Genomic DNA, 25,641 nt, shown 5'->3' on the forward strand with positions numbered 1-25,641 from the left:
GGAGCGATGATGTTACAGGTTAACGAACTGAATCAGTATTACGGCGGCAGCCATATCCTGCGCGGCGTGAGTTTTGAGGCCGTCACCGGAGAAGTCACCTGCCTGCTGGGCCGCAACGGCGTCGGGAAAACCACGCTGCTGAAGTGTCTGATGGGGTTGATCCCGGCGAAAACCGGGGAGGTCATCTGGCAGGGTAAAAAGATCACCCACAGCAGGCCGCACCAGCGGGTGCAGTCTGGCGTGGCGTACGTCCCGCAGGGCCGCGAGATTTTCCCGCGCCTGACCGTGGAAGAGAACCTCCTGCTGGGGCTGTCGCGATTTTCCGCCCGCGAGGCGAAGCAGGTTCCGGATGAGATCTGGCAGCTGTTTCCGGTACTTAGAGAGATGAAACACCGCCGCGGGGGCGATCTCTCCGGTGGACAGCAGCAGCAGCTGGCGATTGGTCGCGCGCTGGCGAGCCGTCCGCAGCTGCTGATTCTGGACGAGCCGACCGAAGGCATACAGCCGTCGGTGATCAAAGAGATTGGCCAGGTGATCCGCACCCTGGCGGACCGGGGGGATATGGCGATCCTACTGGTTGAGCAATTTTACGACTTTGCCGCCGAGCTGGCCGACAGCTACCTGCTAATGTCGCGCGGCACCATAATCCAGCGTGGGCGGGGTGAAAACATGGAGCAGGAGGGCGTTCGCGGATTGGTTGCGATATAAAATGTTATATTATAACATCCTCATTCTTACAAAACGGAATGAGGGTGTTATGTTGGCTGCACATATTGGGAAATTTGCCATGACTCTGGGGGCGCTGCTGGTCAGCGGCCAGCTGTTTGCTCACTCGCACGGCCATCAGATGACCGAAGCGGAACAGAAAGCGGCGAGCGGCGTGTTTGAGGATAAGGACGTGAAGGACAGATCGCTTTCTGACTGGGACGGGACCTGGCAGTCGGTCTATCCGTTCCTGCTGGACGGCTCGCTGGATCCGGTGTTTAAAAAGAAAGCGCAGAAAGACAAAAGCAAAACCTTTGACGAGGTGAAAGCGTACTACCGCAAGGGTTATGCGACGGACGTGGATGCTATCGGCATCGAAAATAACGTGATGGAATTTCATAAGGGCAAAGCGGTCAGACGCTGTCAGTATGATTACAGCGGCTACAAAATACTGACCTACGCATCGGGCAAAAAAGGCGTTCGCTATCTGTTTGAGTGTAAGGATGCCGGCAGCAAGGCACCGAAGTTTGTTCAGTTCAGCGACCACACCATCGCACCGAAAGCCTCTTCGCATTTTCACATTTTCATGGGCAACACCTCCCACGAGGCGCTGCTGAAAGAGATGGATAACTGGCCGACCTATTATCCCAATGAGATGTACAAAGAGCAGGTGGTGGAGGAAATGTTGCACCACTGATGCTTTATTGCCGGGTGGCGGCTACGCCTTACCCGGCCTGGAAGCGCTACGCCACGTTGGGCGTTTCGCACCACGCCTTCACGCTCATCCCGCGCAAAATCATCAGCCACGCAATGACGATGGCGACCATCATGATGACAAATAGCGACCAGTGCGGCAGGTTGGTCAGAATGATGCCGGTGATCATCGGGTTTGCCGCCGCGCCGAGCCAGCCCAGCGCCTGAGCCGAGAAATAGCTCGCCTTCATCCCCGGTGGGGCAATGTTGTCGATCAGCATGTATTCGCCCGGCGCATAGATAATCTCACCCAGGGTAAAAATGGCGGCAGCGATGCCCCAGTAGACCAGGTTTTCTCCAGAAATCATAAAGCCACCCAGCCCCACGATAAAAAACAGGGTGGCGAGGGTCATCAGCGGGCGAATATTGCTGGCAGAGATCTTACGACCCAGCGCATATTGCAGCGTTACCACGACGGCGGCGTTGACGGGTAATACCACGGCGACCACCTTTTCGGCGAAATCACTGTCCGCATGCGCGGCCAGAACGTATTGCGAAATGCAGGTCGCGAACGATCCGCCGACGTATGACGCGAGCAGGCCAGAGAGCGTATACCAGAACAGCGCGCGGTCTTTCAGCAGCACCGACGGCTGCCAGGGCATCTTCTCCTCGGCGGTATCCAGCGCAACGCTTTTCTGCACGAAGAAATGGATGAATCCGAGCGGCAGCGCGGCGCAGAAGGCCGCCAGCCAGAACGGCAGCTGCAGGCTGTACATCACCAGCAGGGTGCCAATCGGCGGCCCGATCGTCCAGCCAATGTTCAGAAAGCTGTAGTTAAGCGAGAAGACGCGCGCTTTCTGGCTTGCGGTGAGCACGTCGGAGAACCAGGCCTTCAGCACCGTTGAAAAGACGGAATAGGCGCAGTTGATCAGCGCAAAGAACAGCACCACCAGCGTGACGTTATCGACCAGCGGGATCGCGACAAACCCCGCGATAAAGGCCACGATCGCAATCAGCATGTAGCGCTTTTTATCGAACTTATCGGCCAGAATGCCAAATCCCAGGCTGAACACCACGCCGATAGTCAGCGCAATCGTCAGGGCATAACCAATATTCTCGACGCTCATGCTGTAGACGCGCGTGAGATAAATGGTCATAAACGGCAGCGTTGCCCCCCGACCAATGGTTAATAACAATGACGATGCCAGCAGCGCTGCGGTTGAGCGCCTGAGAGATGGTTTCATATTCCTGCCCGACAAATGCTTATGCTTTTTATGTTGTGTCCTAAAAGGATTATCACGACATAAGGGGCTTGTATAGCGCCTAATTTATCCCTAAGTGCTTCGCCTGACTGCCAGAATTAATGATCTTCTCGCCGCCCGCTTTTTTCTGTTACCTTGAAGTGTTAACAAATAATTAATAATTCAGGGGCAGGGTATGACGCGTAAAGACGGGCTGCTGGCGTTGCTGGTGGTCGTAGTATGGGGGCTCAATTTTGTAGTCATCAAGCTGGGGTTACACAATATGCCGCCGCTGATGCTGGCCGGTTTGCGTTTTTTGCTGGTCGCGTGCCCGGCGCTCTTTTTCGTCGCCCGTCCGAAGATTCCGTTAAAGCTGCTGCTGGGCTATGGCCTGACCATCAGCTTCGGCCAGTTCGCGTTTCTCTTCTGCGCCATCAAGTTCAGTATGCCGGCCGGTCTGGCCTCGCTGGTGTTGCAGGCGCAGGCGTTCTTTACCATTATTCTCGGCGCCTTCGTGTTTGGCGAGCGCCTGCAGGGCAAACAGCTGGCGGGCATTACGCTGGCGGTGTTCGGCGTGCTGGTGCTCATTGAAGCCAGCCTGAACGGCCAGGATGTGGCGCTGCTCGGCTTTATGCTGACGCTGGCGGCGGGGCTGAGCTGGGCCTGCGGGAATATTTTCAACAAGCTGATTATGCAGCACGAGGCGCGCCCGGCGGTGATGTCTCTGGTTGTCTGGAGCGCGCTGATCCCGATAATCCCGTTTCTGGCGGCGTCGTTTATTCTGGATGGTCCGGATGTAATGCTGAACAGTCTGGTCGAAATCGATCTGACCACAATCCTTTCTCTTGTCTATCTGGCCTTTGTCGCCACCATTGTGGGCTACGGGATCTGGGGATCGCTGCTGGGGCGCTATGAAACCTGGCGCGTGGCACCGTTATCCCTGCTGGTGCCGGTGGTGGGGCTTGCCAGTGCGGCACTCTTGCTGGATGAAACGCTGAGCGCGCTGCAGCTTTTTGGCGCCGTACTGATCATGGCCGGACTGTACATTAATGTCTTTGGCCTGCGCGTGCGTCGGGCGACGCGGGTAAGAAAGGCATAAAAAAAAGCCCGCGTCTGCGGGGCAAAAACGAATCAGAGGCCGTGCTGATTATAATAAGGCACGCCCAATTCGTCGGATTTGTCGCTACCAGCACCCATATGGTTGAAATCATAAGGCGACTGGTCATGTGCTGACGGCAAAATCATCGTATCAGGATTATTTTGCTGCGTTGCACGAGGGGTTTGCTCCGCGAAGGTCTGGCTGGAGAACAGCACCAGCAAGGCGAGGGCGGCGGAGGCGGTAACTTTCATGATTTCCTCGGTTACGTCTTTACAGGCGATGATTAACTACAGTGTTTTAACGGATACAGGTATCGGGATTCGCCCGGCACGCTGGTGATTCGGTACTTATGAGGCGGCACGTCAAAATAGTTCTTGAACGTACGCGTCAGGGTCTGTTGCGATTCAAATCCGTAACGCTCCGCCAGATAAAGGATCGGCTCATTGCTTTCTTTCAGTTTCTGGGCAATTTCCGTCAGCTTGCGGCTGCGAATGTATTGACCTAATGAATGACCGGTCTCTTTTTTGAACATCCGTTGCAGGTGCCATTTGGAGTAACCTGAACGCTCTGACACTTTTTCAAGGGAGAGCGGCGATTCCAGGTTATCTTCGATCCAGTCCAAAATGCTATGAATGGTGATAGCGTCAGTATTGCGTCTGGACATCGTCATACCTCTTTTTCTGTTTACGGCAGTATTTTTTTGAGCAGAAGCTCAAGGGTTGCCACTTCATCTGCCGTTAAGTTTTTTGTTAGTTCCTGATGCAGTGTTTGTCCTACTAATTGATGACATTGCTCGCACATGGCCGCGCCATCGCTGGTCAGCTTCACCAGTACGCCGCGTTTGTCATTCGGGTTAGGGCTTCGTTCTATCCATCCTTTGCAGACGAGACGATCCAGCATGCGGGTTAACGCGCCCAGATCGACAGAGAGCACCTTTTTAAGCTCAACCGGTGTGATACACACTTCGCAGCGAATGGAACACAGCACTTTGAACTGTGTTGCGGTGATATCCAGCGGTGACAGATAGTCATTGAGCAGGCGATCTTTTTTCTGATTTACCATATGAATAAGACGACCCAGCGGAACAACGTCGTTAAAGATATCACTGGTGCTTTTCAAAATGGTTGCCCTGGCAAGTAGTTAGTCACGGCAGATATTATTGCTCAGGCAAGTATAAGTCAACTGAATGAGTCAGCCGATGCCACGAATTGCTAAAACGTTTCATGAACTTTTTTTGTGGTCTTTCAAATCATATAGATAACTGTGAGTTATCTTTCCAGGACGGAAATAATCGTTGCGTTGCGCCCATGGCTCAATGTCACACTTTCACCCTATAATTGCTGTGTTAAATATGGATAAGGACGACAACGCACTATGTTGGATTTAATAAAAGCAATCAGCCTTGGGCTGGTGGTCTTGCTGCCGTTGGCTAACCCGTTAACGACGGTGGCGCTGTTCCTCGGGCTGGCAGGGAATATGAACAGCGCCGAACGCAACCATCAGTCGATGATGGCCTCGGTGTATGTGTTTGCCATCATGATGGTGGCTTACTATGCCGGACAGGTGGTGATGAACACCTTCGGGATTTCCATCCCCGGCCTGCGTATCGCCGGGGGGCTGATTGTGGCCTTTATCGGTTTCCGCATGCTGTTCCCGGCGCAAAAAGCGCATGAGTCGCCGGAAGCGGCCAGCAAATCGGAAGAGCTGGAAACCGAGCCGAGTGCGAATATCGCCTTTGTGCCGATTGCCATGCCGAGCACGGCGGGGCCGGGTACGATCGCGATGATCATCAGCTCCGCCTCAACGGTGCGCGACAGCGCAACCTTCCCGGACTGGGTGCTGACGGTTGCGCCACCGCTGATTTTTGCGATTATCGGGGTTATCGTGTGGGCGTCGCTGCGCAGTTCTGGCGCCATTATGCGCTGGGTAGGCAAGGGCGGTATCGAGGCGATTTCCCGTCTGATGGGCTTCTTACTGGTCTGTATGGGCGTGCAGTTTATTATTAACGGCGTGCTGGAAATTATTAAGACCTATCATTGATGCGATTGCCGGGCGGCGCTTCGCTTGCACGGGCCTGCGGGTTTTGTAGGCCGGGTAAGGCGAAGCCGCCACCCGGCAAGAAGGCTCACCCGTGCTGACCCTGTTCCTCCAGCGCCACCGGCCATTTACGGAAGATGAGCACCGACCAGAGCAGCGCCACCAGGGCCGGAATGGCGCCGAGATAGCCAATCGCCGACATTGATACGTGCAGTATTACCTGATTTCCCACCAGCGCGCCCGCGCCAATCCCCAGATTGAAAATCCCTGAGAACAGCGACATGGCGACGTCAGTTGCATCTGGTGCCAGGGCCAGGACTTTCACCTGCATGCCCAGACCAATAATCATGATCGCCACGCCCCAGAACAGGCTGAGGATCGCCAGTTGGCTTTCACTGCCTGCGGCAGGCATCAGCAGCAGCAGGCAGGCCAGCAGCAGACCGATAGCGCAGCTCACCAGCGTCGACGCATGCCGATTACCCAGCTTACCGAACAGCACGCTGCCAATAATGCCCGCTCCGCCGAGGATCAGCAGTAGGACGGTGGCAAAGTTGGCGCTAAAGCCCGCCACCACCTGCACAAAGGGTTCAATGTAGCTGTACGCCGTGTAATGGGCAGTCACCACAATAACGGTAAGCAGGTAGATACCCAGCAGCGCCGGGCGACGCATCAGCAGCGGCAGGCTTTTCAGCGAGCCGGAATGCTCGCTCGGCAGCGCGGGCAGCAGCTTAATCAGGCATACCAGCGTAACCAGCGCGCCCATACCAATGGCGAAGAACGTCGTACGCCAGCCGAAGTATTGCCCTACGATGCGGCCAATCGGCAGTCCCAGTACCATCGCCAGTGCGGTACCGGTGGCAATCAGGCTCAGCGCCTGGGCGCGTTTCCCTGCCGGAGCGAGCCGAATAGCCAGAGACGCGGTGATCGACCAGAACACCGCATGGGCAAAGGCAATGCCGATTCGGCTGATGACCAGCACCGTAAAATTCCACGCCATAAACGACAGGACATGGCTGGCGATGAACAGCACAAACAGACCGATCAGCAGCCTGCGCCGCTCCATCTGGCTGGTCAAAAGCATAAACGGCAAGGACATCAGCGCCACTACCCAGGCGTAGATGGTCAACATAATGCCCACCTGGGCCGTTTCCATCTGGAAACTTTCAGCGATGTCAGACAACAGCCCAACCGGAACAAATTCTGTGGTGTTAAAAATAAACGCGGCGATGGCCAGCGTGACCACGCGTAGCCACGCAACCCTGCGGGAAACTGTGTTCGTTGTCATAGGGATGTCGGAGATTCGTTGCTGAAAAGAAGAGGAGACGATCTTAAAACGTTGAACGGCGAAAACTCAACCATTATGTGACGCAGATCTCAATATTTACCTTATGAAAGCGGTAGCCGGGAACGCTGTTTTCATTGAATATAAAAGAACAACACAATAAAAACAGGCGGTAAGACAATGCAGGAGATTGATTTTTATCTGGTAGATGCGTTCAGCGATACCTCATTTGGCGGCAATCCGGCCGCCGTTTGCCCGCTCAAGGAATGGTTACCCGATGAGACCTTGCTGAAAATGGCGCAGCAGCATAATCAGTCGGAAACCGCTTTTTTCGTCTGCAGTAAAGGGGGCATTGAGCTACGCTGGTTTACCACGCTCACCGAAGTCAATCTCTGCGGCCACGCTACGCTGGCGGCCGCGCACGTGCTGTTTACCGAGCTGGATTACCCGGATTCGCGGATCCACTTTGATACCGCCTCTGGCCGCCTGATGGTCAGCCGGGAGGGGGAGTGGATGACGCTGGACTTCCCGGCATGTCCAACCCATGAAGAGACGCCCCCGCCGGAGATGCTCTCGGCGCTGGGTATCAGCCGCTACGTTGAAGCCCGTAAAGGGCGCGCCTGGCTGATCGTTCTGGAGAATCGCCAGCAGGTTGAAGCGCTTGCGCCGCGCTTCTCGGCGATGAAGCCAGGCGAGCATAAGGTGTGCGTTACGGCGCGCGGTGAGGGGGAATATGATTTTGTCAGCCGCTTTTTCTCACCGGGCGTTTCCGTCCCGGAGGACCCGGTCACCGGCTCTGCGCACACCATGCTGATCCCTTACTGGAGCGAAAAGCTGGGCAAAACGACGATGTTTGCCCGTCAGGTTTCAGCGCGCGGCGGCGACGTACGCTGCGAGCTGAAAGGTTCGCGCGTGCTGATGAGCGGGCAGGCCACGCTTTATCTGAAAGGCACAGTTTTTCTGCGCTAAAAACCCATAACAAGAGAGGAAGAGACAATGCAGGAAATTGATTTTTATCTGGTGGATGCCTTCAGCGATAAAACCTTTGGCGGCAACGCCGCAGCGGTATGTCCTCTGGAAGAGTGGCTGCCGGACGAAACGCTGCTCAAAATGGCGCAGCAGCATAACCAGTCTGAGACCGCCTTTTTCGTACGCACCGACGGCGGGTTTGAGCTGCGCTGGTTCACCACGCTGGATGAAATTAACCTCTGCGGTCACGCTACGCTTGCCGCATCGCACGTCATTTTCGAATACCTTGATTATCCGCATACCGAAATTACCTTCACCACCCGCTTTGTGGGCGAGCTGACCGTCAAACGCAGCGGCGACTGGCTGACGCTGAACTTCCCCGCGTGGTCGACGGAGGTTGTGGAGAACCCACCTGAAGCGCTGTTTAGCGCGCTGGGCATCACGGCGGCAAAAGAGGTGCGCGTCGGACGCGATTACATGGTGGTGCTGGAGAGCCAGCAGCAGGTTGAAGCGTTAACGCCGGATATCGGGGCCATGCTTCCGCTGGATAAAATGGTCTGCGTGACGGCGCCGGGAGAAGAATATGACTTCGTCAGCCGCTTCTTCTGCCCGGGCGAAGGGGTGCCGGAAGATCCGGTTACCGGATCCGCCCACAGCATGCTGATCCCTTACTGGAGCGAAAAGCTGGGCAAAACGTCGCTCAATGCCCGCCAGGTGTCATACCGTGGCGGGGATCTGCGCTGCGAGCTGAAGGGCGACCGCGTGCTGATTGGCGGCCAGGCGACACTGTATATGAAAGGGCGAATCTTCCTGCGCTAGCTGAGTGACGTGCTATAAGTTAATACTATGAACCACCCCGGCAGGCCTGAGCTATGTTGATATAAAAACAGCAAGGAGCCTGCCATGTATTCCATTACCTCTGAATCTGCACGTCATCCGGACATTCTCAACCTGATCGCGGCGCTTGACCGCTATCAGAGCGAGCTCTATCCCGCCGAAAGCAATCATCTTCTCGACCTGTCCGCGCTGCCGGAAGCTTCGCTGATCCTGATGGTCATTCGTGACCAGCAGCTGCACGCCGTGGGCTGCGGAGCCATTGTGCTCAACGGTGATGGAACGGGGGAGATGAAGCGGGTCTATATCGATCCAGCCCATCGCGGGCAGCATCTCGGCGAGACGCTGCTGGCCGCCCTGGAAGATGAAGCCCTGAGCCGCCATTGCCACACGGTAAGGCTGGAGACGGGCATCAAACAGCGCGCCGCGGTTCGTCTGTATGAGCAGTGCGGGTACGATTTGCGTCCAGCATTTGCCCCGTACGCTGAGGACCCGCTCAGCCTGTTTATGGAGAAGGCGCTGGTTGAAGACGTTCGTTTAGCAGCGCTATAAAGGCTTCCAGCTGGCGGGTCATTGCCCCGCGTCGCCACACCAGCCAGGTCGTGAGCCAGCGCCAGTTTTCCGCCAGCGGCCAGGCTTCAACCTGATGATGTCCCGGCATACTCTCCAGCATTGAGCGCGGCATCAGCGCGATGCCCGCGCCCGCAATGACGCAGGCGAGCATGCCGTGATAGGACTCCATCTCATGAATGCGGCCGGGCGTGGCTCTGTCCGCATGAAACCAGCTTTCCAGATGTCGACGGTACGAGCAGTTCGCGCGAAAAGCGTAAACGTCGCTGCCGCTGACCTGTGTAGCGCGCGTCACCTCCGCATGCCCGGCAGGCGTGACCAGCATCATCTCTTCCCTGTAGACCGGCATGCCCTCCAGCTCCGGGTGCGACAGCGGTCCGTCGACAAAGGCGGCGCTTAGCGTTCCCTCCTGTACGCCATCAATCATCGTCCCGGAAGGCCCGGTAGAAAGGGCAAACTGAATGCGCGGATAGCGCTGGTTAAACTGCGCCAGCGTTTCGGGAATGCGCACCGCGGCGGTGCTTTCCAGCGCGCCGAGGGCAAATAACCCCTGCGGCTCATCACCCGCGACGACCATGCGCGCTTCATCCACCAGGGCGAGGATCTGCCTGCTGTAGCGCAGGAAGTTATGCCCGGCGGGGGATAAGCGCAAACGCTGATTCTCACGAATAAACAGCTCAACGCCAAGATCGGCTTCCAGCTGGCGGATGCGGGTCGTCAGGTTGGACGGCACGCGATGCACCTTCTGCGCCGCCTGGGTGATACTGCCCGTCAGCGCGACGGCGTTAAACATTTCAAGCTGGGTTAAGTCCATAGCATTCTCGTTTCGTGAATAAGGTGGTTAGTATTATTCATTTTTAAGAAATAGCAGAGTGAGCCACAATCAATCAACCGAAATGCGTGGAGAACATCATGAAATATTCATCTGCTACACATGCCCTGTCCGTTAACCCGGCAACGGGGGAAACCCTCGGTGCCTTCGCCTGGGCGGCGCCGGAAGAGGTTGAACGCGCGATTTCTCAGTCTGACGCGGGGTATCACCAGTGGCGACGCGAAAGCGTGTCCCACCGGGCGCAGAAGCTGCGGGATCTCGGCGCAGCGCTGCGAAACCGCGCAGAAGAGATGGCGCAGACCATCTCCCGTGAAATGGGAAAACCCATCCTGCAGGCGCGGGCGGAAGTGACAAAATCCGCCGGTCTGTGTGACTGGTATGCCGAGCATGGCCCGGCGATGCTGCGTGCGGAACCCACGCTGGTGGAAAACCATAACGCGGTCATTGAATACCGTCCGCTGGGGCCTATTCTCGCGGTAATGCCATGGAACTTCCCGCTCTGGCAGGTGCTGCGCGGCGCGGTGCCCATTCTGCTGGCAGGTAACAGCTATCTGCTGAAACATGCGCCAAACGTGCTCGGTTCTGCGGATCTTATTGCGCAGATCTTTGCGGATGCCGGTTTCCCTGAAGGCGTATTCGGCTGGGTGAACGCCACCAATGACGGCGTAAGCCAGGCGATTAACGATCGCCGTATTGCGGCGGTGACCGTCACCGGCAGCGTGCGTGCCGGTGCGGCCATTGGCGCGCAGGCAGGAGCCGCGCTGAAAAAATGCGTTCTTGAGCTGGGTGGCTCCGACCCGTTTATCGTACTTAACGATGCCGACCTGGATCTTGCCGTGAAGGCGGCGGTTGCAGGTCGCTACCAGAACACCGGGCAGGTGTGCGCGGCGGCCAAACGTTTTATCGTTGAGGAGGGGATCGCAGAGACCTTTACCCGCCGCTTCGTTGACGCCGTCGCCGCGTTAAAGATGGGCGCGCCGGAAGAAGAAGATAACTATCTGGGCCCGATGGCGCGTTTTGACCTGCGCGATGAACTGCATCAGCAGGTGCAGGCCACCCTGGCCGAAGGGGCAACGCTGCTGCTGGGCGGAGAGAAAATCAGCGGAGAGGGTAATTACTACGCGCCAACCGTGCTGTCGAACGTCACCCCGTCGATGACGGCGTTCCGCCAGGAACTGTTTGGTCCGGTCGCGGCCGTTACGGTAGCAAAAGACGCGGAGCACGCCCTGACGCTTGCCAACGACAGCGACTTTGGCCTGTCCGCCACCGTCTTTACCGCTGACGCAGCGCTTGCGGATAAATTCTCCCGCGAACTGGAGTGCGGCGGGGTGTTTATCAACGGCTTTAGCGCCAGCGACGCGCGCGTGGCCTTCGGCGGCGTGAAGAAAAGCGGCTTTGGTCGCGAGCTTTCCCATTTTGGCCTGCACGAGTTCTGCAACGTGCAAACGGTCTGGAAGGATCGCGTGTAATTTATCGCCCGCCTGTGATTTCGGCCCTCATCACGAGGGCCGTTGTCATTTATCTGCAATGGTTCTGTCATTTTCATTTCGTAGACTCGCACGCGTCTAACGTATTGTTAATGAAGATAATTATGAACCTAACGCAAATTTTTCGCCGTATTGCGCAGCGTCTCACCCCTCGTCACTTTGGCCTGCTGACGGGTATCTTTTGCATTATTGGCCTTTTCTCCGCGCTGCAGCTCTCCTCCTCATTCCTGCTTAACGCCTCCCTGAACGACGCCCAGCGCAACGAGCAGCAAAACCTGCTGGCCTGGCAGCAGCAGAGCAAGCTGGATCTGGCCCGCGTTTCCCTGCTGGCGGCAAGCGACCTGCTTAACCGGTCCGGCGTCTGGTTTATGCAGGATAAAGAGACCGGCTCCGACGGGAGCTGGCACAGCCTGATGGACGATGCGCAAAAGGCGCTGGCGGTTTCTCAGCAGGCGTGGAAGGCCTGGCTGGCGCTGAATCCGCCGAAAGACGATGCCCTGGTGAACAGCTATCAGCTTTTTTACGGCGCGATCAACGAGCAGGCTGAAGGTCTGATTAAGACCAACACCATCGACGCGTTTTTTGCCGTACCGGCTCAGGCGTTTCAGTCTGATTTTAACGACAACTATGCGCGCTATCAGCAGGCAAGCGAGAAGCAGGCCATGCAGGGACGCCAGAGCTTAATGGCGCAGCTCTCCGGCCTGCAAACGTTGTTCCTGTTTGCGCCGGTGCTGCTGCTTGCCATCGCGATTGTTGTTTGGTTCGGCATGTCCAGATGGGTGATTACGCCGCTGCGTCGATTGATTGCGCATATTAACCGGCTGGCGGCAGGGGATCTCTCCGGCACGCCGCCGAAGGTCATGCGCTTCAACCGGGAGATAGGTCAGCTTAGCGACAGTATTGCGACGATGCAGCACGGTCTGCAGCAGCTGGTGACGCAGGTCAGCCATGCCACCGCAACGATGGTGGAGAACATTGACTCCCTTGCGGAGGGTAACCAGAAGCTGTATCAGCAGTCAGCGCGCCAGGCGAAAGAGCTTGAGGATGTGACGGCGCATATCGCGGCGCTGGAAAGCCATGTGGAAGGGAATACCGGCTATGCCAGGCTCGCCAGCTCGAGGGCCGATGAAGCGCGGCATGCGGCCGCGGGCGGCGACCGGATGATGTCGACCGTGAATGCGTCCATGCAGGCGATCGTCGACCGATCTTCTGAGATGCGCGGGATCGTGGCGATGATCGACAGCGTGGCGTTTCAGACCAACATCCTGGCGCTGAATGCCGCCATCGAGGCGGCCCATGCCGGAAACCAGGGGCGCGGCTTTGCCGTCGTCGCCAGGGAAGTCGGGCTTTTGGCCCGAAAAAGCAGCCACTCGACGCAGACCATTCAGGAACTTATTAACCGCTCGCTGCAGGGCATTGAAGACGGTTCCCGCGCCGTTAACCTGATGGAAGAGAATTTGCAGCAGGTCACCGGTCTGGTGGGCAATTTAAGCAGTTTGCTTAATGAGATCTCAACCGCCACGCTCAGCCAGGGAGACAGTATTCACCAGATGACGCGCCAGCTTCAGGCGCTGAATCAGGTCTCCCGTCAGACGGACCTGCTGGTCTCTGACGCCTCGGATGCCTCTGAGCGGCTGCAAAAGCAATCCGATCTTTTATTGCAGGCCGTTTCGCGTTTTCGTCTTAGCGCCTGACGCAATACATAAGCCTCTGTTATACTCGCAGCCCGTTTTAGCCTGAGGGCAAGGAGCAAAGTGTGGCTGCGGTCATCCATAATGAGATGTTGGACGAGATTCTGGCGCAGGTTCGTCCGTTAATTGGAAAGGGGAAGGTTGCCGACTATATTCCGGCCCTTGCCTCGGTGAGCGGGAATAAGCTGGGGATTGCTATCTGTACCATTGACGGACAGCGATACCAGGCAGGCGATGCGACTGAGCGTTTTTCCATTCAGTCCATTTCAAAAGTGCTGAGTCTGGTTGCGGCGATGCGCCAGTATGAAGAAGAAGAGATCTGGCAGCGTGTCGGTAAAGATCCTTCCGGCCAGCCTTTTAACTCGCTGCTTCAGCTCGAGATTGAGCAGGGTAAACCGCGAAATCCCTTTATCAATGCCGGGGCGCTGGTGGTCTGCGATATGCTGCAAAGTCGCCTCAGCGCACCGCGTCAGCGGATGCTGGAGATTGTTCGCCAGCTCTCGGGCGTTGACGATATTGCCTATGATGCGGTGGTGGCACGCTCGGAGTTTGAACACTCCGCCCGTAACGCGGCTATCGCGTGGCTGATGAAATCCTTCGGTAATTTCCACAACGACGTGGCGACCGTGCTGCAAAACTACTTCCATTACTGCGCCCTGAAAATGAGCTGCGTTGAGCTGGCTCAGACGTTCCTGTTCCTTGCACACCAGGGGCACGCGCCGCATCTCGATCAGGAGGTCGTTTCTCCGCTTCAGGCTCGGCAGGTTAACGCGCTGATGGCTACCAGCGGGATGTATCAAAACGCCGGTGAGTTTGCCTGGCGCGTTGGGCTTCCGGCTAAATCTGGCGTTGGCGGCGGGGTCGTAGCAATTGTGCCGCATGAAATGGCGATAGCCGTCTGGAGCCCGGAACTGGATGAAACGGGAAATTCGCTTGCCGGCGTGGCGGTTCTGGAGAAACTGACCCAGCGCCTGGGACGTTCCGTATACTGATGTCCGATCTGGATCCTCTCTTTTCCCGCCTGGCGCGATCGACATTTCGCTCGCGCTTTCGCTTAGGCGATAAGGAACGACAGTACTGCTGGGACAAAGGCCCCGAAACCATTGACCGGCACGCCGCGGATTTTGTCGAAAAGCGCCTTGCGCCCGCTCACCCCGCAAACGACGGTAAACAGACGCCCATGCGCGGTCACCCGGTGTTTATCGCCCAGCATGCCACCGCTACCTGCTGTCGGGGCTGTCTGGCAAAATGGCATAATATTCCACAGGGCGTAACGCTCACGGCGCCGCAACAAAATTATATCGTCAGCGTCATCCACCACTGGCTGGTGCTGCAGATGAACGCCTAAATTTGACGAGTTATGCTCCCGTGGTATTTGTGTTATAGATGCATCCCAAGTTAGTCCCGATCATGCTGACGACCGCAATAATTGCCATAAGCTTTCATATGGAATGATATTTAATGCGTTCTGCTCTTACCGCTTTCAGGCCGTTCCAGGTTGACACGCCGCTGCGAAATGCAGCGACGATCTTCATCCTCACCACCTTATTCTATTTTGTGGGCGCAGAATTACGGCTCGTTGAGGCCCTGTCGCTGTTCTGGCCGCTGAATGGCGTCATGGCAGGGATATTCGCCCGCTATGTTTACCTGAATCGCCTGCATTACTACGCGGTATGTTATGTCGCGATGCTGTTGTACGACGCGGTAACGACCAACTGGGGTATGGCCTCCGTGGTGATCAACCTGTCAAACATGATCTTTATCGTCGCCGTCGCCGTGCTGGTCCAGCGCGACAAGCGGCTGATGAAGAAAACCCCCGATCCGCTTAACGCGCTACGCCTGTTTAACTACTGTCTGATTGCCGCGCTGCTTTGCGCCTTGCTCGGCGCGGTAGGGTCGGTCGGGATTGACAGTCATACCTTCTGGCCGCTGTTTGCCGACTGGTTTAGCGAGCAGTTCTCAACCGGCGTGCTTGTTGTGCCCTGTATGCTCACGTTACGTATGCCCGGGCGTGAGCTCAGGTTACGTCTGGAGCAGCTGCTGCCGGTAATTGCGCTGATCGTCTCGGTGATCGCGTCGGTGGTGATTGGCGGCGCGGGGAGCCTCTCGTTTCCTCTGCCCGCGCTTATCTGGTGTGCGGTTCGTTACTCGTTGCCTGCGACCTGTCTGCTGACGTTTATCACGGGTGCCACTGAAATTATTCTGGTCGCCAACTCGGTTATTAATATTGCCGTGGCGACGCCGTTTACGACGCCAATGATGTTTTCAGCCCGGCTGGGGATCGCCACGATGGCGATCTGCCCGGTGATGGTTTCCGTCAGCATGGCGGCGATAAATTCCCTGATCCGCCAGGTTTCACTGAGGGCGGATTATGACTTTCTAACGCACGTCTACTCGCGTTCCGGGCTTTATGAGGCGTTAAAGCATGAAGAGACGTACCGGCACACGCGTTTTCTGACCGTCATGCTGCTGGATATTGATTATTTCAAAAGCATTAATGATAACTACGGCCACGAGTGCGGAGACCGCGTGCTGGCGTCGTTTGCCCGACAGGTGCAGCAGGTCGTCGGGGAAGACGGCATGGTGGCGCGCATGGGCGGGGAAGAGTTCGCCGTGGTGGTCAATTCAGGCGACGCGCAGCACGGTTTTGAACTGGCTGAACGTATCCGAGCCACCGTTGCCAGCCATCCTTTTACATGGCGTCACCAGACGCTCTATCTGACGGTCAGCATTGGCCTCGGCAGCGGAAAGGCCGAGTCCTGGCAGTTGACCGAGGTCTTCAACAAGCTCATGGCCGAAGCGGACGATCATCTCTATCGTTCAAAAAAAGCGGGTCGAAACCGTACCAGCGCCCGGGTGGCGGACGAGCAACTTGCCGCGCCCTCCGGGAGTGAAACATAGCTGCGTTAATCGTCATAAGGCATTGACGTGAATAGTAAGCGGCTTAACAGGCTGTCAGAACACTGACAATGTCTCTGTTTAAGCTACGCTTTTAGTAACGCTTTACGTCAGGAGACATTATGAAAGCACCTGCAACCCCTGAAAATGAAACAGACAGACTCAACTCGCTACGAGAATCAGGCCTGCTTGATATCGACAGCTCCCCGGCGTTTGACCGCTTAACGCGTCTGGCAAAACGCTTCTTCCAGGTGCCGCTGGCGATGGTCAATCTCATTGATGAGCATTCGCTGATCGTTAAGTCGGCCGACGGCCAGGCGCCCGGCAGCGTTCCGCGCAATATCTCATTTTGTGGCCATACGATCCTCACCGAAGCGCCGCTGGTGGTGGGGGATATGCTGCAGGACGATCGTTTTGCGGATAACCCGCTGGTGGCCGGTGAGCCTCGCGTGCGCTTTTACGCGGGCTTCCCGCTGCGCCTGCGCGACGGCGCAAGCGTTGGCTCGCTGTGCCTGATTGATTACGCTCCCCGCGAGTTTTCTGCCGCCGACCTCGCCGTGCTGGGAGATCTTGGCGCGCTGGCGGAAGATGAATTTGCTGCCATCAGCGCGGCGACCACGGATGAATTAACCGGGTTATTCAACCGTCGGGGCTTTAATCAGCTCGTGCGGTTCACGCTTTCCGTTGCCCGGCGTCGCGCTGAGCAGCTGACGCTCGGCTGGCTGGATTTGGATCGCTTTAAGGAAATTAACGATCGCTTCGGGCATGAAGAGGGGGATAAGGCGCTGAAAGCGATGGCGCAGCTGATGCGCGCCTCTTTCCGTGAAGCGGATCTGCTGGTGCGTTTTGGCGGGGACGAGTTCGCCGTGCTGTTCGCGGATACGGATGAGCAGGGCGCCTGGATTGCCATGCAGTATCTCGCCGAGCAGGTCGAAAGCTATAACGCCCGGAAGCTTCACCCCTGGTCGCTCCATTTCTCGTGGGGGCTAAGTGAATTCGATCATAACGGCAACGACCTGCAGCAGTGGTTAAAAGAGGCCGATGAAAAAATGTATGCCATGAAACAGCAGCGCCAGCGCGTCCGGTAACATAACAAAAGCTTATGTCCGATCCGTTTGCGTTAAGAAGATGTTAAATGCACAGTGACGGTATTCAACGTAAGGAAAAACAATGAATACCTCACTGCAAATCAAAAACCTCACCCGAGACGACATTCTCACCCATCTTGATGCGCTGGCCGGGATCCTCGAAAACTGTGTGAACGGCGGGGCATCCGTTAGCTTTATGCTTCCCTTTAGTCTGGATAAGGCTCGTTCGTTCTGGCGCGGCATCGCTGAAAGCGTAGGGCGCAACGAGCGCCTCGTGCTGGCCAGTATCGACCCGCAGGACCGCGTCATCGGAACGGTACAGCTGATCGTCGACCAGCCGGAAAACCAGCCGCATCGAGCCGATGTGGCGAAGCTGCTGGTTCACGAGAAAGCGCGGCGCAAAGGTGCCGCGATGGCATTGATGGAAGCGCTTGAAGCGGAGGCGCGGGCCAGAGATATTTCGGTTCTGGTGCTCGATACCTCCACCGGCAGCGGCGCCGAGACGTTCTACCAGCGTGCCGGCTGGCAAAAGGTGGGGGAGATCCCGCGCTATGCCCTGATGCCGGACGGCGCCATGACGGCCACGTCCGTGTTCTATAAGTTCTTATGATTATTTTGTACAACTACGCCGTGGATTGATCAAAACAGGGTATCTGGTCGTTAAGTTTTGATAAGTTATCGTACCAATCTTATCAGGCTGTATGACTAATCATAAAAGGAATCCCTGTGAACACGCTCAACCGTCGTGATTTTCCCGGTGCTCAATACCCGGAACGCATTATTCAGTTTGGTGAAGGCAACTTCCTGCGTGCGTTTGTCGACTGGCAAATTGACCTGCTAAATGAACATACCGATCTGAACGCCGGAGTGGTTATCGTCCGTCCTATTCATAGCGACTTCCCGCCGTCGCTGAACACTCAGGATGGTCTCTATACCACTATCATTCGCGGCCTGAACGGGCAGGATGAAGCGGTAAGTGAGAGCCGTCTTATCCGCTCGGTTAACCGGGAGATCGACGTCTACAGCCAGTATGATGCGTTCCTGAAACTGGCGCACAATCCGGATATGCGCTTTGTTTTCTCGAACACTACCGAAGCGGGTATTAGCTACCACGCGGGTGACCGATTCGACGATGCCCCTGCTGTGAGCTACCCGGCGAAGCTGACGCGACTGCTGTTTGAGCGCTTCAGCCACTTCAACGGTGCAGCGGATAAAGGCTGGATCATCATTCCGTGCGAACTGATTGACTACAACGGTGATGCGCTGCGTGAACTTGTCCTGCGCTATGCCCGGGAGTGGGCGCTGCCTGCGGCCTTTATCCGGTGGCTAAACGACGCCAACAGCTTCTGCTCGACGCTGGTCGACCGTATCGTGACCGGTTACCCGCGCGACGAAGCGGCCACGCTGGAAGCTGAGCTGGGCTATCACGATGGGTTCCTGGATACGGCTGAACATTTCTATCTGTTCGTTATCCAGGGGCCGGCATCCCTTGCTCAGGAACTCCGCCTGGATAAGTACCCGTTGAATGTGCTGATTGTCGACGACATCAGGCCCTACAAAGAGCGCAAAGTCGCTATCCTGAACGGCGCACACACTGCGCTGGTGCCGGTGGCATTCCAGGCCGGGCTGGATACGGTAGGCGAGGCGATGAATGATGCAGAGATCTGCGCATTCGTCGAAAAAGCAATTTATCAGGAGATCATTCCGGTCCTCGATCTGCCGCGTGACGAGCTGGAATCTTTCGCCAGTGCGGTAACAGGGCGTTTTCGTAATCCCTACATCCGACACCAGTTGCTTTCCATTGCGCTCAACGGCATGACCAAATACCGCACCCGCATCCTGCCGCAGCTACTGGCAGGGCAGAAGGCAAGCGGACAACTGCCTGCACGTCTGACGTTCGCTCTGGCTGCACTGATAGCGTTTTATCGCGGGGAACGTAACGGGGAAAACTATCCTGTGCAGGATGATGCCTTCTGGCTGGAACGTTATCAGCAGCTGTGGGCACAGCATCGCGACCAGCAGTTGAGCACCCGTGAGCTGGTGCAATCCGTACTGAGCGTGAGCGAGCACTGGGAACAGGATCTCACGCAGTTCTCCGGACTTGTCGACCAGGTCACCCTGGATCTTGACGCCATTCTCCTGAAGGGAATGCGCGCAGCGGTGAACCCCCTTTGCTAATGACGTCACCCGGCTTCGGCCGGGTTTAATTACACCTCATTTTAGTTACAACATACTATATGCTCTTTTTTTAAAAACACATGCAGCACCGTGCGGTTATCGCCAGGCAGGTCATAAAATTCAATGTTCCGTTAACATGCTTGCAACGGTGAGGGAGATCACGTTTAATAGCCACGCTCTTTTCCTTCCTGAAATTCACTATGATTGTTCGTCCTAAACAGCACTGGCTACAACTGATTTTTGTCTGGCACGGTTCGGTACTTCCCAAAATTTACACCCGACTGCTGCTCAACTTCCTGCTTTCTATTGCCGTTATCCTGATGCTGCCGTGGTATACCTCGCTGGGCATCAAATTTACCGTGGCGCCGTTTAGCATTCTCGGCGTGGCGATCGCTATCTTTCTGGGTTTCAGAAACAACGCCTGTTATTCACGCTACGTTGAGGCTCGCCTGCTGTGGGGGCAGCTGATGATAGCGGCGCGCTCGCTGTTTCGCGAGGTAAAAAACACTTTACCTGACGATAAGCACCTGGGGGAATTTGTCCGCCTGCAGATTGCTTTTGCCAACTGCCTGCGCATGACCCTGCGCCGGGAGCTGAACGCCGAGCAGCTTTCTCGCTATCTTGCTCCGGATGATTTACGTCACGTGATGAGCGCCAACTCGCCGGCGAACCGTATTTTACTGATCATGGGGGAGTGGCTGGCCGTGCGGCGGCGAAGCGGGCAGCTTTCAGACATCCTGTTCCACAGTCTGAACAACCGTCTGAACGATATGTCCATCGTGCTTTCCGGGTGCGAGCGCATTGCGACAACGCCGGTGCCGTTTGCGTATACGCTGATTTTGCACCGCACGGTGTATCTGTTCTGCATCATGCTGCCGTTCGCGCTGGTTGTGGATCTGCACTACATGACGCCCTTTGTCTCGGCGCTGATCTCCTACACCTTTATCTCGCTGGACACCCTGGCGGAAGAGCTGGAAGACCCGTTCGGCACAGAGAATAACGATCTGCCGCTGGACGCCATCTGCAACATGATGGAACGCGATCTGCTGCAGATGAACGATGAAGAGAACATTCCGGAAAGGCTGATGCCGGATAAGCATTATCAGCTGACCTGACGGGCGTTCCACTCGTCGCGGGTGATCTCCCACAGTTCGGAATCCAGCATGCCGCTGACGTAGGCTTTTTGTTCCGTTCTGATAAGCCGCATGCCGCTACTGTCTGAAATACGCCGGGAGCGGCTGTTGGCGGCGGCTTTCGGGGCGCGTAATACGGGTTTGTTTAGGGTATTGAACCAGTAATCCGTCGCGGCAATGCTGGCCTCGCGCATGTATCCCTGACCCTGAAACTCCGGGGCCAACCAGAATCCACGGTTGTTATCTTCGACGTCATACAAACAGATAATACCCATCAACTCATCCGGCACCTCGCGACGGCGGATGCTCCAGAACCATGCGATCCCTTTTGCCATATCCGGCAGCGCCACGTTGTTGACATAGTTTTCCGCACCGTTATCCGGGTAGGGCCAGGGCACGGAAGAGACCATATAGCGGACAATCTCCCAGCGCGGATACAGCTTTTGAATCTGGGCCGCATCTTCGGCAACCAGCGGTTTTAGCAGTAGGCGTTCTGTCGTGAGCGTCGGTATCGTCATCCGCGGATCTCCATATTTAAGCGTTATGCTTTTGTTTGCGTTCTGGTATTTTCATCTTTACGGCACTCTATCCCACTGAGCTCTTTTCCCATACTACTAACAATTGCAAAGGTCATCATGGTATTAAGACGGGCCAACCCGCAGGAAGCCGAAATACTCTGGAATATTCGCAATCAGGCAATTCGTCACGGCTGTAAAACCAGCTACGACGCCGACGTCATTGCGCGCTGGACGCCAGATCTCATGCCTGAACGCTTTCGGCAGACGATCGTTGAATACCCTTTTTATGTGGTGGAAGATGAAAAGGGCGACGCTGCGGCAACCGGCTATCTGGATCTGGATACCCACTGCCTGGAGGCGATATTCACCTTGCCCGCGGCATTCGGCAAAGGCATGGCGACCCGGATAATCGAGGCGCTCAAAAGTGAGGCCCGTAGCCGGGGGATAACCCACCTGAGGCTGGATGCAACGCCTAACGCCCAGCCGTTTTATCATAAGCTGGGGTTTGTGACGCTGCGCGAAACCTATCATCACTCGCGTATGGCAGGTGTTGATTTACGCTGTTTCGAAATGGCGATCGATTTGTAATGTGAGGAACACATGGCTGTCACGGTAAGACCTCTATGCGAAGACGATTACTCCCAATGGCGAACGCTTTGGGATGGCTATACCCATTTTTATGATTGCTACCTTGAGGAATCCGTCACCGCATCGACATGGGAAAGGGCGCTCTCTGCGCATTCACCGATGTTCTGCCGGGTGGTCGAGAAGGACCAAAAGGTCATCGGTTTCGCAATGTGCGTTCTACACGAAGGAACCTGGTCAACGGCACCCGTTTGCTACCTGGAAGATCTGTTTGTTGATGCCGACGAACGCGGAGCGGGAGCCGGTAAGGCGCTTATTGATGCTCTGATTGCGGAAGGCAAGCGCGAAGGGTGGTCCAAGCTGTACTGGGTCACCCGTGAGAATAACCCGGCGCGTAAACTCTATGACAAATATGGCGAAGCTGACGATTACGTCCGCTATCGCCTCTCCCTTTAAGGCGACAAGGCCTGGGTTTGTATCACACTGTATCAGCGTCCCGGATACATACACAGGCTTGCAATAAACCCGCTTTCGCACATATCCGCTATACATTGCAGTGTTGTTATATCCCCGTGAATTGTACTCAACCGGAGATACCAACATGTTTAGCAAATTCGCGTACTCAACTCTCGCACTGACCGTTTCTCTTGGCACCGTGATGTCCTGTCAGGCTGAAGTCACCGGCACAAATTTCGCGGCAGCCTTTGATCATCCGCAGCAAATTAACGCCGGCGATCTGAATGTCGGCTATGTCGACATCGGCCCGAAAAACGGTCAGCCGGTTATTTTACTGCACGGCTGGCCGTACGACATTCACAGCTATGCCGACGTCGCCCCCGCGCTGGCGGCAAAAGGCTATCGGGTGATTGTGCCTTCTCTGCGCGGCTACGGCACCACGCGCTTTCTGTCAGCCAAAACGCCGCGCAACGGCCAGCCTTCAGCCATGGCGAAAGATATTGTAAACCTGATGGACGCTCTTAATATTAAGCAGGCGGTATTTGCAGGATATGACTGGGGTGCCCGTACCGCGGATATCGTTGCGGCGCTGTGGCCAGAGCGGGTTAAATCACTGGTATCGGTGAGCGGGTATCTCATCAGCAGCCAGCAGATTGGCAAACAGCCGCTGCCGCCAAAAGCGGAGCAGCAGTGGTGGTATCAGTTCTATTTTGCCACCGCGCGCGGTGCTGAAGGCTATGCCAAAAACACACATGACTTCGCGCGCTTAATCTGGTCTCAGGCCTCGCCTGACTGGAAATTTAGCGATGCTGTTTTTAACGTCAGCGCCAAATCCCTCGATAACCCGGATCACGTCGCCGTGACGCTCAGCAACTATCGCTCGCGTTTAGGGCTTGAAAAAGGCGAGCGCAAATATGACAGCTACGAGCAAAAACTCACCACGCTGCCAGATATCACCGTTCCAACGATCACCATCGAAGGTGGAAACAACGGTGCGCCGCATCCGGCACCGCAGGCCTACGCGGGTAAATTTACAGGTAAATATGAGCATCGCACCTTCGGGGCAACCGTGGGGCACAATCCGCCACAGGAAGATCCGCAGGATTTCGTCAAGGCCGTCGTTGACGCGGACAAGCTCTGAAATGTGCTATTTTCAGTACGTTACCCTTCGGTCTGGAGATTTCGGTGGAGCATATTGATCATATCCTTGTCGTCGATGACGACAGGGATATTCGTGAACTGATTGTCGATTATCTCGGTAAGTCTGGCTATCGCGCGACGGGCGCGGCCAACGGCAAAGAGATGCGCGTCGTGCTGGATAAACAGCATATCGACCTGGTGGTGCTGGATGTCATGATGCCCGGCGACGACGGCCTTACGCTGTGCCGAGAGCTACGCGTCGGTAAATATAAAGATCTGCCCATCCTGATGCTGACGGCCCGCAATGAGGAGACGGACAGGATCCTGGGTCTGGAGATGGGCGCGGATGACTACGTGGTGAAGCCGTTTGTCGCCCGCGAACTGCTGGCGCGTATCAAAGCGATTTTACGACGTTTTCGCACGATGCCGCCCAATCTGCAGGTGACGGAAGTAGGGCGGCTGGTGATGTTCGGTGAATGGCAGCTCGATACCGTTGCCCGCCACTTAATCGATCCGGAAGGGGTGATCGTGGCGCTAAGCGGGGCGGAGTATCGCCTGCTGCGCGTTTTCCTTGATCATCCTCAGCGGGTGCTGACCCGCGATCAGCTGCTCAACCTGACGCAGGGGCGCGACGCTGAGCTTTTTGAACGTTCTATCGACCTGCTGGTTAGCCGGGTCCGTCAGCGCCTGAACGAAGATGCCCGCACGCCCGCCTATATCAAGACCGTGCGCAGCGAAGGCTACGTTTTTACGATGCCGGTCACCATCAAAGAGGCTAACGAATGACGCTTTGGCCACGCTCGCTGCTGGCCCGCTTGCTGCTCGTCGTGCTGTCCGGTCTGCTGCTGGCTAACGGCCTGAGCCTGACGCTGGTCATGATTGAACGAATGCACAGCGCCAGAACGGTGATGCTCGGTAACCTGGAAAACGACGTTGCAACCAGCGTCGCCATTTTAGACCGCTTGCCGGCCAGCGAACGCGCGGCCTGGCTTCCGCGCCTCGAACGGGGCAATTACCGCTATATTCTGGGGCCGGGAGAGCCCGGCAACGCGCCGACGGATAAGCGTTCGCAGGACGCCATCCGGACCTTAAAAGTGACGCTCGCGACACAGTACCCGCTCAGCTTCACCGCCGTTCCCGGTTCCGTTTCACACATCCAGGCGCATCTGACGCTGCGCGACGGCGCGCCGCTGACCATTGACCTGATCCCGCGCATGCCGCCGGTCGCCAGCTGGCTGCCCGTTGTGCTGATCCTGCAGCTGCTGTTACTGGCTGCGTGCGCCTGGATTGCCGTGCGGCAGGTAGTGCGGCCTTTTTCACAATTTACCCGCGCGGTGGATGCACTGGATCCGGCGGCCAGCACGCCAATGACGGAGAAAGGGCCGCTTGAGGTGCAGCGTGCTGCGCATGCCTTCAACGCGATGCAGGCGCGCATTCAGTCTTATCTCCGGGAGCGCGCGCAGATCCTGGCGTCCATTTCTCACGATCTTCAGACGCCGATTACCCGCATGAAGCTGCGCGTCGAGATGGCTGGGGAACCCGAACTTCGCGACAAGCTCCTGAACGATCTTGATAGCATGACGCGTCTTGTTCGCGAGGGCATTGCGTATGCCCGGTCATCAGAATCACTGGAAGAGACTCCGCTGAAGCTGGAGCTGAACGCCTGGGTCAACAGCATCGCCTGCGATTATCAGGACATCGGTAAAAACGTGCAGTTTCAGGCAGGCGAAGCCCGTTTACCGATCGTTACGCGTCCGCAGGCGCTTCGTCGGGTGATGACCAACCTGCTGGATAACGCCCTTAAGTTCGGTGGGTATGCCATTATTGCCATTGATGATTCGTCTTCCGAAGAGGTGGTGATTCACATCACGGACGGCGGGCCGGGAATACCCGATGACGAGCTTGAGGCGGTATTACAGCCGTTTTACCGGGTGGAAACATCGCGCAACCGCGATACCGGCGGAACAGGGCTCGGCCTGGCGATTGCCGCGCAGCTCACCGCTCAGTTGGAAGGAAAGCTCAACCTGACGAACCGGGCCGGAGGCGGACTGGATGTTTCCATTACGCTACCACGCCGTTAATTGTACGGCTTTGTATCTCCCGGCCTGGGTGATACAGAGCCAGACAAAACCCGCGTTTTTACACATATCCTGAACACATCCGCACGATGAAATAGCCTCACTGCAGCGTCGCAGGACTTGTATT

The 25,641-nt window shown here is 56.4% G+C and carries 28 protein-coding genes; 21 read left to right on the forward strand and 7 right to left on the reverse strand.

Annotation, left to right across the window (positions count from 1 at the left end; translation table 11 throughout):
* Positions 1–9: 9 nt before the first annotated feature.
* Entirely contained in the window at positions 10–708 is a 699-nt protein-coding gene (gene urtE / locus ACJ69_RS06710; protein ID WP_054829729.1) for an urea ABC transporter ATP-binding subunit UrtE, read from the forward strand.
* A 52-nt stretch (positions 709–760) separates the two neighbouring features.
* Positions 761–1,402 (forward strand): metal-binding protein ZinT, encoded by a 642-nt coding sequence (gene zinT, locus ACJ69_RS06715; RefSeq protein WP_059347816.1) that lies wholly within the window; start codon positions 761–763, stop codon positions 1,400–1,402.
* Positions 1,403–1,448: 46 nt separating this feature from the next.
* Here the strand turns inward: zinT and ydeE are convergent, their stop codons facing one another.
* Positions 1,449–2,642 (reverse strand): efflux MFS transporter YdeE, encoded by a 1,194-nt coding sequence (gene ydeE / locus ACJ69_RS06720; RefSeq protein ID WP_059346729.1) that lies wholly within the window; start codon positions 2,640–2,642, stop codon positions 1,449–1,451.
* Between the two features lie 193 nt (positions 2,643–2,835).
* Here ydeE and eamA point away from each other — a divergent pair, with 193 nt between their 5' ends.
* The gene (gene eamA / locus ACJ69_RS06725; protein ID WP_059346730.1) at positions 2,836–3,738 is read left to right on the forward strand and encodes an O-acetylserine/cysteine exporter; all 903 of its coding nucleotides are present in this window, start codon (positions 2,836–2,838) and stop codon (positions 3,736–3,738) included.
* Between the two features lie 32 nt (positions 3,739–3,770).
* Here eamA and marB read toward each other — a convergent pair whose 3' ends face one another.
* Genes marB through marR form a run of 3 tightly spaced genes read right to left on the reverse strand, consistent with a single transcriptional unit; the run spans position 3,771 to position 4,857 of the window.
* A complete protein-coding gene (gene marB, locus ACJ69_RS06730; RefSeq protein WP_029741246.1) occupies positions 3,771–3,989 on the reverse strand; it encodes a multiple antibiotic resistance protein MarB in 219 nt (72 codons plus the stop codon).
* 32 nt (positions 3,990–4,021) lie between these two features.
* Complete coding sequence (marA, locus tag ACJ69_RS06735) at positions 4,022–4,402, reverse strand: MDR efflux pump AcrAB transcriptional activator MarA (protein WP_008502237.1); 381 nt, start codon at positions 4,400–4,402, stop codon at positions 4,022–4,024.
* 20 nt (positions 4,403–4,422) lie between these two features.
* Positions 4,423–4,857 carry a multiple antibiotic resistance transcriptional regulator MarR gene (marR, locus tag ACJ69_RS06740; protein WP_008502236.1) on the reverse strand — a complete coding sequence of 145 codons (435 nt, stop codon included), beginning with the start codon at positions 4,855–4,857 and terminating at the stop codon, positions 4,423–4,425.
* Positions 4,858–5,112: 255 nt separating this feature from the next.
* On the opposite strand from marR, the gene ACJ69_RS06745 reads away from it, so the two are divergent.
* A complete protein-coding gene (locus ACJ69_RS06745; protein WP_023311775.1) occupies positions 5,113–5,778 on the forward strand; it encodes a MarC family NAAT transporter in 666 nt (221 codons plus the stop codon).
* An 85-nt stretch (positions 5,779–5,863) separates the two neighbouring features.
* Here the strand turns inward: ACJ69_RS06745 and ACJ69_RS06750 are convergent, their stop codons facing one another.
* Positions 5,864–7,060 (reverse strand): sugar transporter, encoded by a 1,197-nt coding sequence (locus tag ACJ69_RS06750; RefSeq protein WP_059346731.1) that lies wholly within the window; start codon positions 7,058–7,060, stop codon positions 5,864–5,866.
* A 177-nt stretch (positions 7,061–7,237) separates the two neighbouring features.
* Between ACJ69_RS06750 and ACJ69_RS06755 the strand changes: the two genes are divergently transcribed.
* The 3 genes from ACJ69_RS06755 (at position 7,238) to ACJ69_RS06765 (ending at position 9,412) form a co-directional block, all read left to right on the forward strand.
* Positions 7,238–8,026: a PhzF family phenazine biosynthesis protein gene (locus ACJ69_RS06755; RefSeq protein WP_054829728.1), complete on the forward strand. Its 789-nt coding sequence runs from the start codon at positions 7,238–7,240 to the stop codon at positions 8,024–8,026.
* Between the two features lie 27 nt (positions 8,027–8,053).
* Positions 8,054–8,845 (forward strand): PhzF family phenazine biosynthesis protein, encoded by a 792-nt coding sequence (locus ACJ69_RS06760; protein ID WP_054829727.1) that lies wholly within the window; start codon positions 8,054–8,056, stop codon positions 8,843–8,845.
* A gap of 84 nt (positions 8,846–8,929) precedes the next feature.
* Positions 8,930–9,412: a GNAT family N-acetyltransferase gene (locus ACJ69_RS06765; protein WP_059346732.1), complete on the forward strand. Its 483-nt coding sequence runs from the start codon at positions 8,930–8,932 to the stop codon at positions 9,410–9,412.
* Here ACJ69_RS06765 and ptrR read toward each other — a convergent pair.
* The gene (ptrR, locus tag ACJ69_RS06770; RefSeq protein ID WP_029741251.1) at positions 9,366–10,244 is read right to left on the reverse strand and encodes a putrescine utilization regulator PtrR; all 879 of its coding nucleotides are present in this window, start codon (positions 10,242–10,244) and stop codon (positions 9,366–9,368) included. The two genes, ACJ69_RS06765 and ptrR, sit on opposite strands and share 47 nt — an antisense overlap.
* Positions 10,245–10,342: 98 nt before the next feature.
* Between ptrR and sad the strand changes: the two genes are divergently transcribed.
* The 9 genes from sad (at position 10,343) to ACJ69_RS06815 (ending at position 20,719) form a co-directional block, all read left to right on the forward strand.
* Positions 10,343–11,731, forward strand: coding sequence for a succinate-semialdehyde dehydrogenase (gene sad / locus ACJ69_RS06775; RefSeq protein WP_059346733.1), 1,389 nt, complete (start codon positions 10,343–10,345; stop codon positions 11,729–11,731).
* A 122-nt stretch (positions 11,732–11,853) separates the two neighbouring features.
* Positions 11,854–13,443 (forward strand): methyl-accepting chemotaxis protein, encoded by a 1,590-nt coding sequence (locus tag ACJ69_RS06780; RefSeq protein ID WP_059346734.1) that lies wholly within the window; start codon positions 11,854–11,856, stop codon positions 13,441–13,443.
* Positions 13,444–13,505: 62 nt separating this feature from the next.
* Entirely contained in the window at positions 13,506–14,432 is a 927-nt protein-coding gene (glsB, locus tag ACJ69_RS06785) for a glutaminase B (RefSeq protein WP_023311792.1), read from the forward strand.
* Positions 14,432–14,788, forward strand: coding sequence for a DUF4186 domain-containing protein (locus ACJ69_RS06790; RefSeq protein WP_047060875.1), 357 nt, complete (start codon positions 14,432–14,434; stop codon positions 14,786–14,788). The genes glsB and ACJ69_RS06790 overlap by 1 nt, the downstream gene beginning before the upstream one ends.
* A 113-nt stretch (positions 14,789–14,901) precedes the next feature.
* Positions 14,902–16,341, forward strand: coding sequence for a sensor domain-containing diguanylate cyclase (locus tag ACJ69_RS06795; protein ID WP_059346735.1), 1,440 nt, complete (start codon positions 14,902–14,904; stop codon positions 16,339–16,341).
* A gap of 119 nt (positions 16,342–16,460) precedes the next feature.
* Positions 16,461–17,426 (forward strand): sensor domain-containing diguanylate cyclase, encoded by a 966-nt coding sequence (locus ACJ69_RS06800; protein ID WP_059346736.1) that lies wholly within the window; start codon positions 16,461–16,463, stop codon positions 17,424–17,426.
* A gap of 82 nt (positions 17,427–17,508) precedes the next feature.
* Positions 17,509–18,036, forward strand: a complete 528-nt coding sequence (locus ACJ69_RS06805) for a GNAT family N-acetyltransferase (protein WP_054829725.1) — start codon at positions 17,509–17,511, stop codon at positions 18,034–18,036.
* Positions 18,037–18,152: 116 nt separating this feature from the next.
* Positions 18,153–19,604, forward strand: a complete 1,452-nt coding sequence (locus ACJ69_RS06810; RefSeq protein WP_059346737.1) for a tagaturonate reductase — start codon at positions 18,153–18,155, stop codon at positions 19,602–19,604.
* A gap of 200 nt (positions 19,605–19,804) precedes the next feature.
* Positions 19,805–20,719, forward strand: coding sequence for a bestrophin family protein (locus ACJ69_RS06815; RefSeq protein ID WP_029741260.1), 915 nt, complete (start codon positions 19,805–19,807; stop codon positions 20,717–20,719).
* Here the strand turns inward: ACJ69_RS06815 and ACJ69_RS06820 are convergent.
* The gene (locus tag ACJ69_RS06820; RefSeq protein ID WP_054829724.1) at positions 20,707–21,255 is read right to left on the reverse strand and encodes a GNAT family N-acetyltransferase; all 549 of its coding nucleotides are present in this window, start codon (positions 21,253–21,255) and stop codon (positions 20,707–20,709) included. The two genes, ACJ69_RS06815 and ACJ69_RS06820, sit on opposite strands and share 13 nt — an antisense overlap.
* 117 nt (positions 21,256–21,372) lie before the next feature.
* Between ACJ69_RS06820 and ACJ69_RS06825 the strand changes: the two genes are divergently transcribed.
* The 5 genes from ACJ69_RS06825 (at position 21,373) to ACJ69_RS06845 (ending at position 25,517) form a co-directional block, all read left to right on the forward strand.
* Positions 21,373–21,843: a GNAT family N-acetyltransferase gene (locus ACJ69_RS06825; protein ID WP_059346738.1), complete on the forward strand. Its 471-nt coding sequence runs from the start codon at positions 21,373–21,375 to the stop codon at positions 21,841–21,843.
* Between the two features lie 12 nt (positions 21,844–21,855).
* Positions 21,856–22,296 carry a GNAT family N-acetyltransferase gene (locus ACJ69_RS06830; protein ID WP_054829723.1) on the forward strand — a complete coding sequence of 147 codons (441 nt, stop codon included), beginning with the start codon at positions 21,856–21,858 and terminating at the stop codon, positions 22,294–22,296.
* Between the two features lie 145 nt (positions 22,297–22,441).
* A complete protein-coding gene (locus ACJ69_RS06835; protein ID WP_059346739.1) occupies positions 22,442–23,437 on the forward strand; it encodes an alpha/beta fold hydrolase in 996 nt (331 codons plus the stop codon).
* A gap of 44 nt (positions 23,438–23,481) precedes the next feature.
* Positions 23,482–24,222 carry a response regulator gene (locus tag ACJ69_RS06840; RefSeq protein WP_054829722.1) on the forward strand — a complete coding sequence of 247 codons (741 nt, stop codon included), beginning with the start codon at positions 23,482–23,484 and terminating at the stop codon, positions 24,220–24,222.
* Positions 24,219–25,517 carry an ATP-binding protein gene (locus ACJ69_RS06845; RefSeq protein WP_059346740.1) on the forward strand — a complete coding sequence of 433 codons (1,299 nt, stop codon included), beginning with the start codon at positions 24,219–24,221 and terminating at the stop codon, positions 25,515–25,517. Before ACJ69_RS06840 ends, ACJ69_RS06845 begins: the two co-directional genes overlap by 4 nt.
* Positions 25,518–25,641: the final 124 nt, after the last annotated feature.

This window comes from Enterobacter asburiae, assembly GCF_001521715.1.
Lineage (GTDB): Bacteria > Pseudomonadota > Gammaproteobacteria > Enterobacterales > Enterobacteriaceae > Enterobacter > Enterobacter asburiae.

Coding starts and splice junctions, on each gene's coding strand:
- sad (WP_059346733.1), top strand. CDS start 10,343: ATGAAATATTCATCTGCTACACATGCCCTGTCCGTTAACCCGGCAACG.
- ACJ69_RS06790 (WP_047060875.1), top strand. CDS start 14,432: ATGTCCGATCTGGATCCTCTCTTTTCCCGCCTGGCGCGATCGACATTT.
- ptrR (WP_029741251.1), bottom strand. CDS start 10,244: ATGGACTTAACCCAGCTTGAAATGTTTAACGCCGTCGCGCTGACGGGC.
- ACJ69_RS06755 (WP_054829728.1), top strand. CDS start 7,238: ATGCAGGAGATTGATTTTTATCTGGTAGATGCGTTCAGCGATACCTCA.
- ACJ69_RS06765 (WP_059346732.1), top strand. CDS start 8,930: ATGTATTCCATTACCTCTGAATCTGCACGTCATCCGGACATTCTCAAC.
- ACJ69_RS06780 (WP_059346734.1), top strand. CDS start 11,854: ATGAACCTAACGCAAATTTTTCGCCGTATTGCGCAGCGTCTCACCCCT.
- ydeE (WP_059346729.1), bottom strand. CDS start 2,642: ATGAAACCATCTCTCAGGCGCTCAACCGCAGCGCTGCTGGCATCGTCA.
- ACJ69_RS06825 (WP_059346738.1), top strand. CDS start 21,373: ATGGTATTAAGACGGGCCAACCCGCAGGAAGCCGAAATACTCTGGAAT.
- marB (WP_029741246.1), bottom strand. CDS start 3,989: ATGAAAGTTACCGCCTCCGCCGCCCTCGCCTTGCTGGTGCTGTTCTCC.
- ACJ69_RS06745 (WP_023311775.1), top strand. CDS start 5,113: ATGTTGGATTTAATAAAAGCAATCAGCCTTGGGCTGGTGGTCTTGCTG.
- ACJ69_RS06760 (WP_054829727.1), top strand. CDS start 8,054: ATGCAGGAAATTGATTTTTATCTGGTGGATGCCTTCAGCGATAAAACC.
- ACJ69_RS06845 (WP_059346740.1), top strand. CDS start 24,219: ATGACGCTTTGGCCACGCTCGCTGCTGGCCCGCTTGCTGCTCGTCGTG.
- urtE (WP_054829729.1), top strand. CDS start 10: ATGTTACAGGTTAACGAACTGAATCAGTATTACGGCGGCAGCCATATC.
- ACJ69_RS06750 (WP_059346731.1), bottom strand. CDS start 7,060: ATGACAACGAACACAGTTTCCCGCAGGGTTGCGTGGCTACGCGTGGTC.
- ACJ69_RS06830 (WP_054829723.1), top strand. CDS start 21,856: ATGGCTGTCACGGTAAGACCTCTATGCGAAGACGATTACTCCCAATGG.
- ACJ69_RS06835 (WP_059346739.1), top strand. CDS start 22,442: ATGTTTAGCAAATTCGCGTACTCAACTCTCGCACTGACCGTTTCTCTT.
- ACJ69_RS06795 (WP_059346735.1), top strand. CDS start 14,902: ATGCGTTCTGCTCTTACCGCTTTCAGGCCGTTCCAGGTTGACACGCCG.
- ACJ69_RS06815 (WP_029741260.1), top strand. CDS start 19,805: ATGATTGTTCGTCCTAAACAGCACTGGCTACAACTGATTTTTGTCTGG.
- ACJ69_RS06805 (WP_054829725.1), top strand. CDS start 17,509: ATGAATACCTCACTGCAAATCAAAAACCTCACCCGAGACGACATTCTC.
- eamA (WP_059346730.1), top strand. CDS start 2,836: ATGACGCGTAAAGACGGGCTGCTGGCGTTGCTGGTGGTCGTAGTATGG.
- ACJ69_RS06820 (WP_054829724.1), bottom strand. CDS start 21,255: ATGACGATACCGACGCTCACGACAGAACGCCTACTGCTAAAACCGCTG.
- ACJ69_RS06800 (WP_059346736.1), top strand. CDS start 16,461: ATGAAAGCACCTGCAACCCCTGAAAATGAAACAGACAGACTCAACTCG.
- marA (WP_008502237.1), bottom strand. CDS start 4,402: ATGTCCAGACGCAATACTGACGCTATCACCATTCATAGCATTTTGGAC.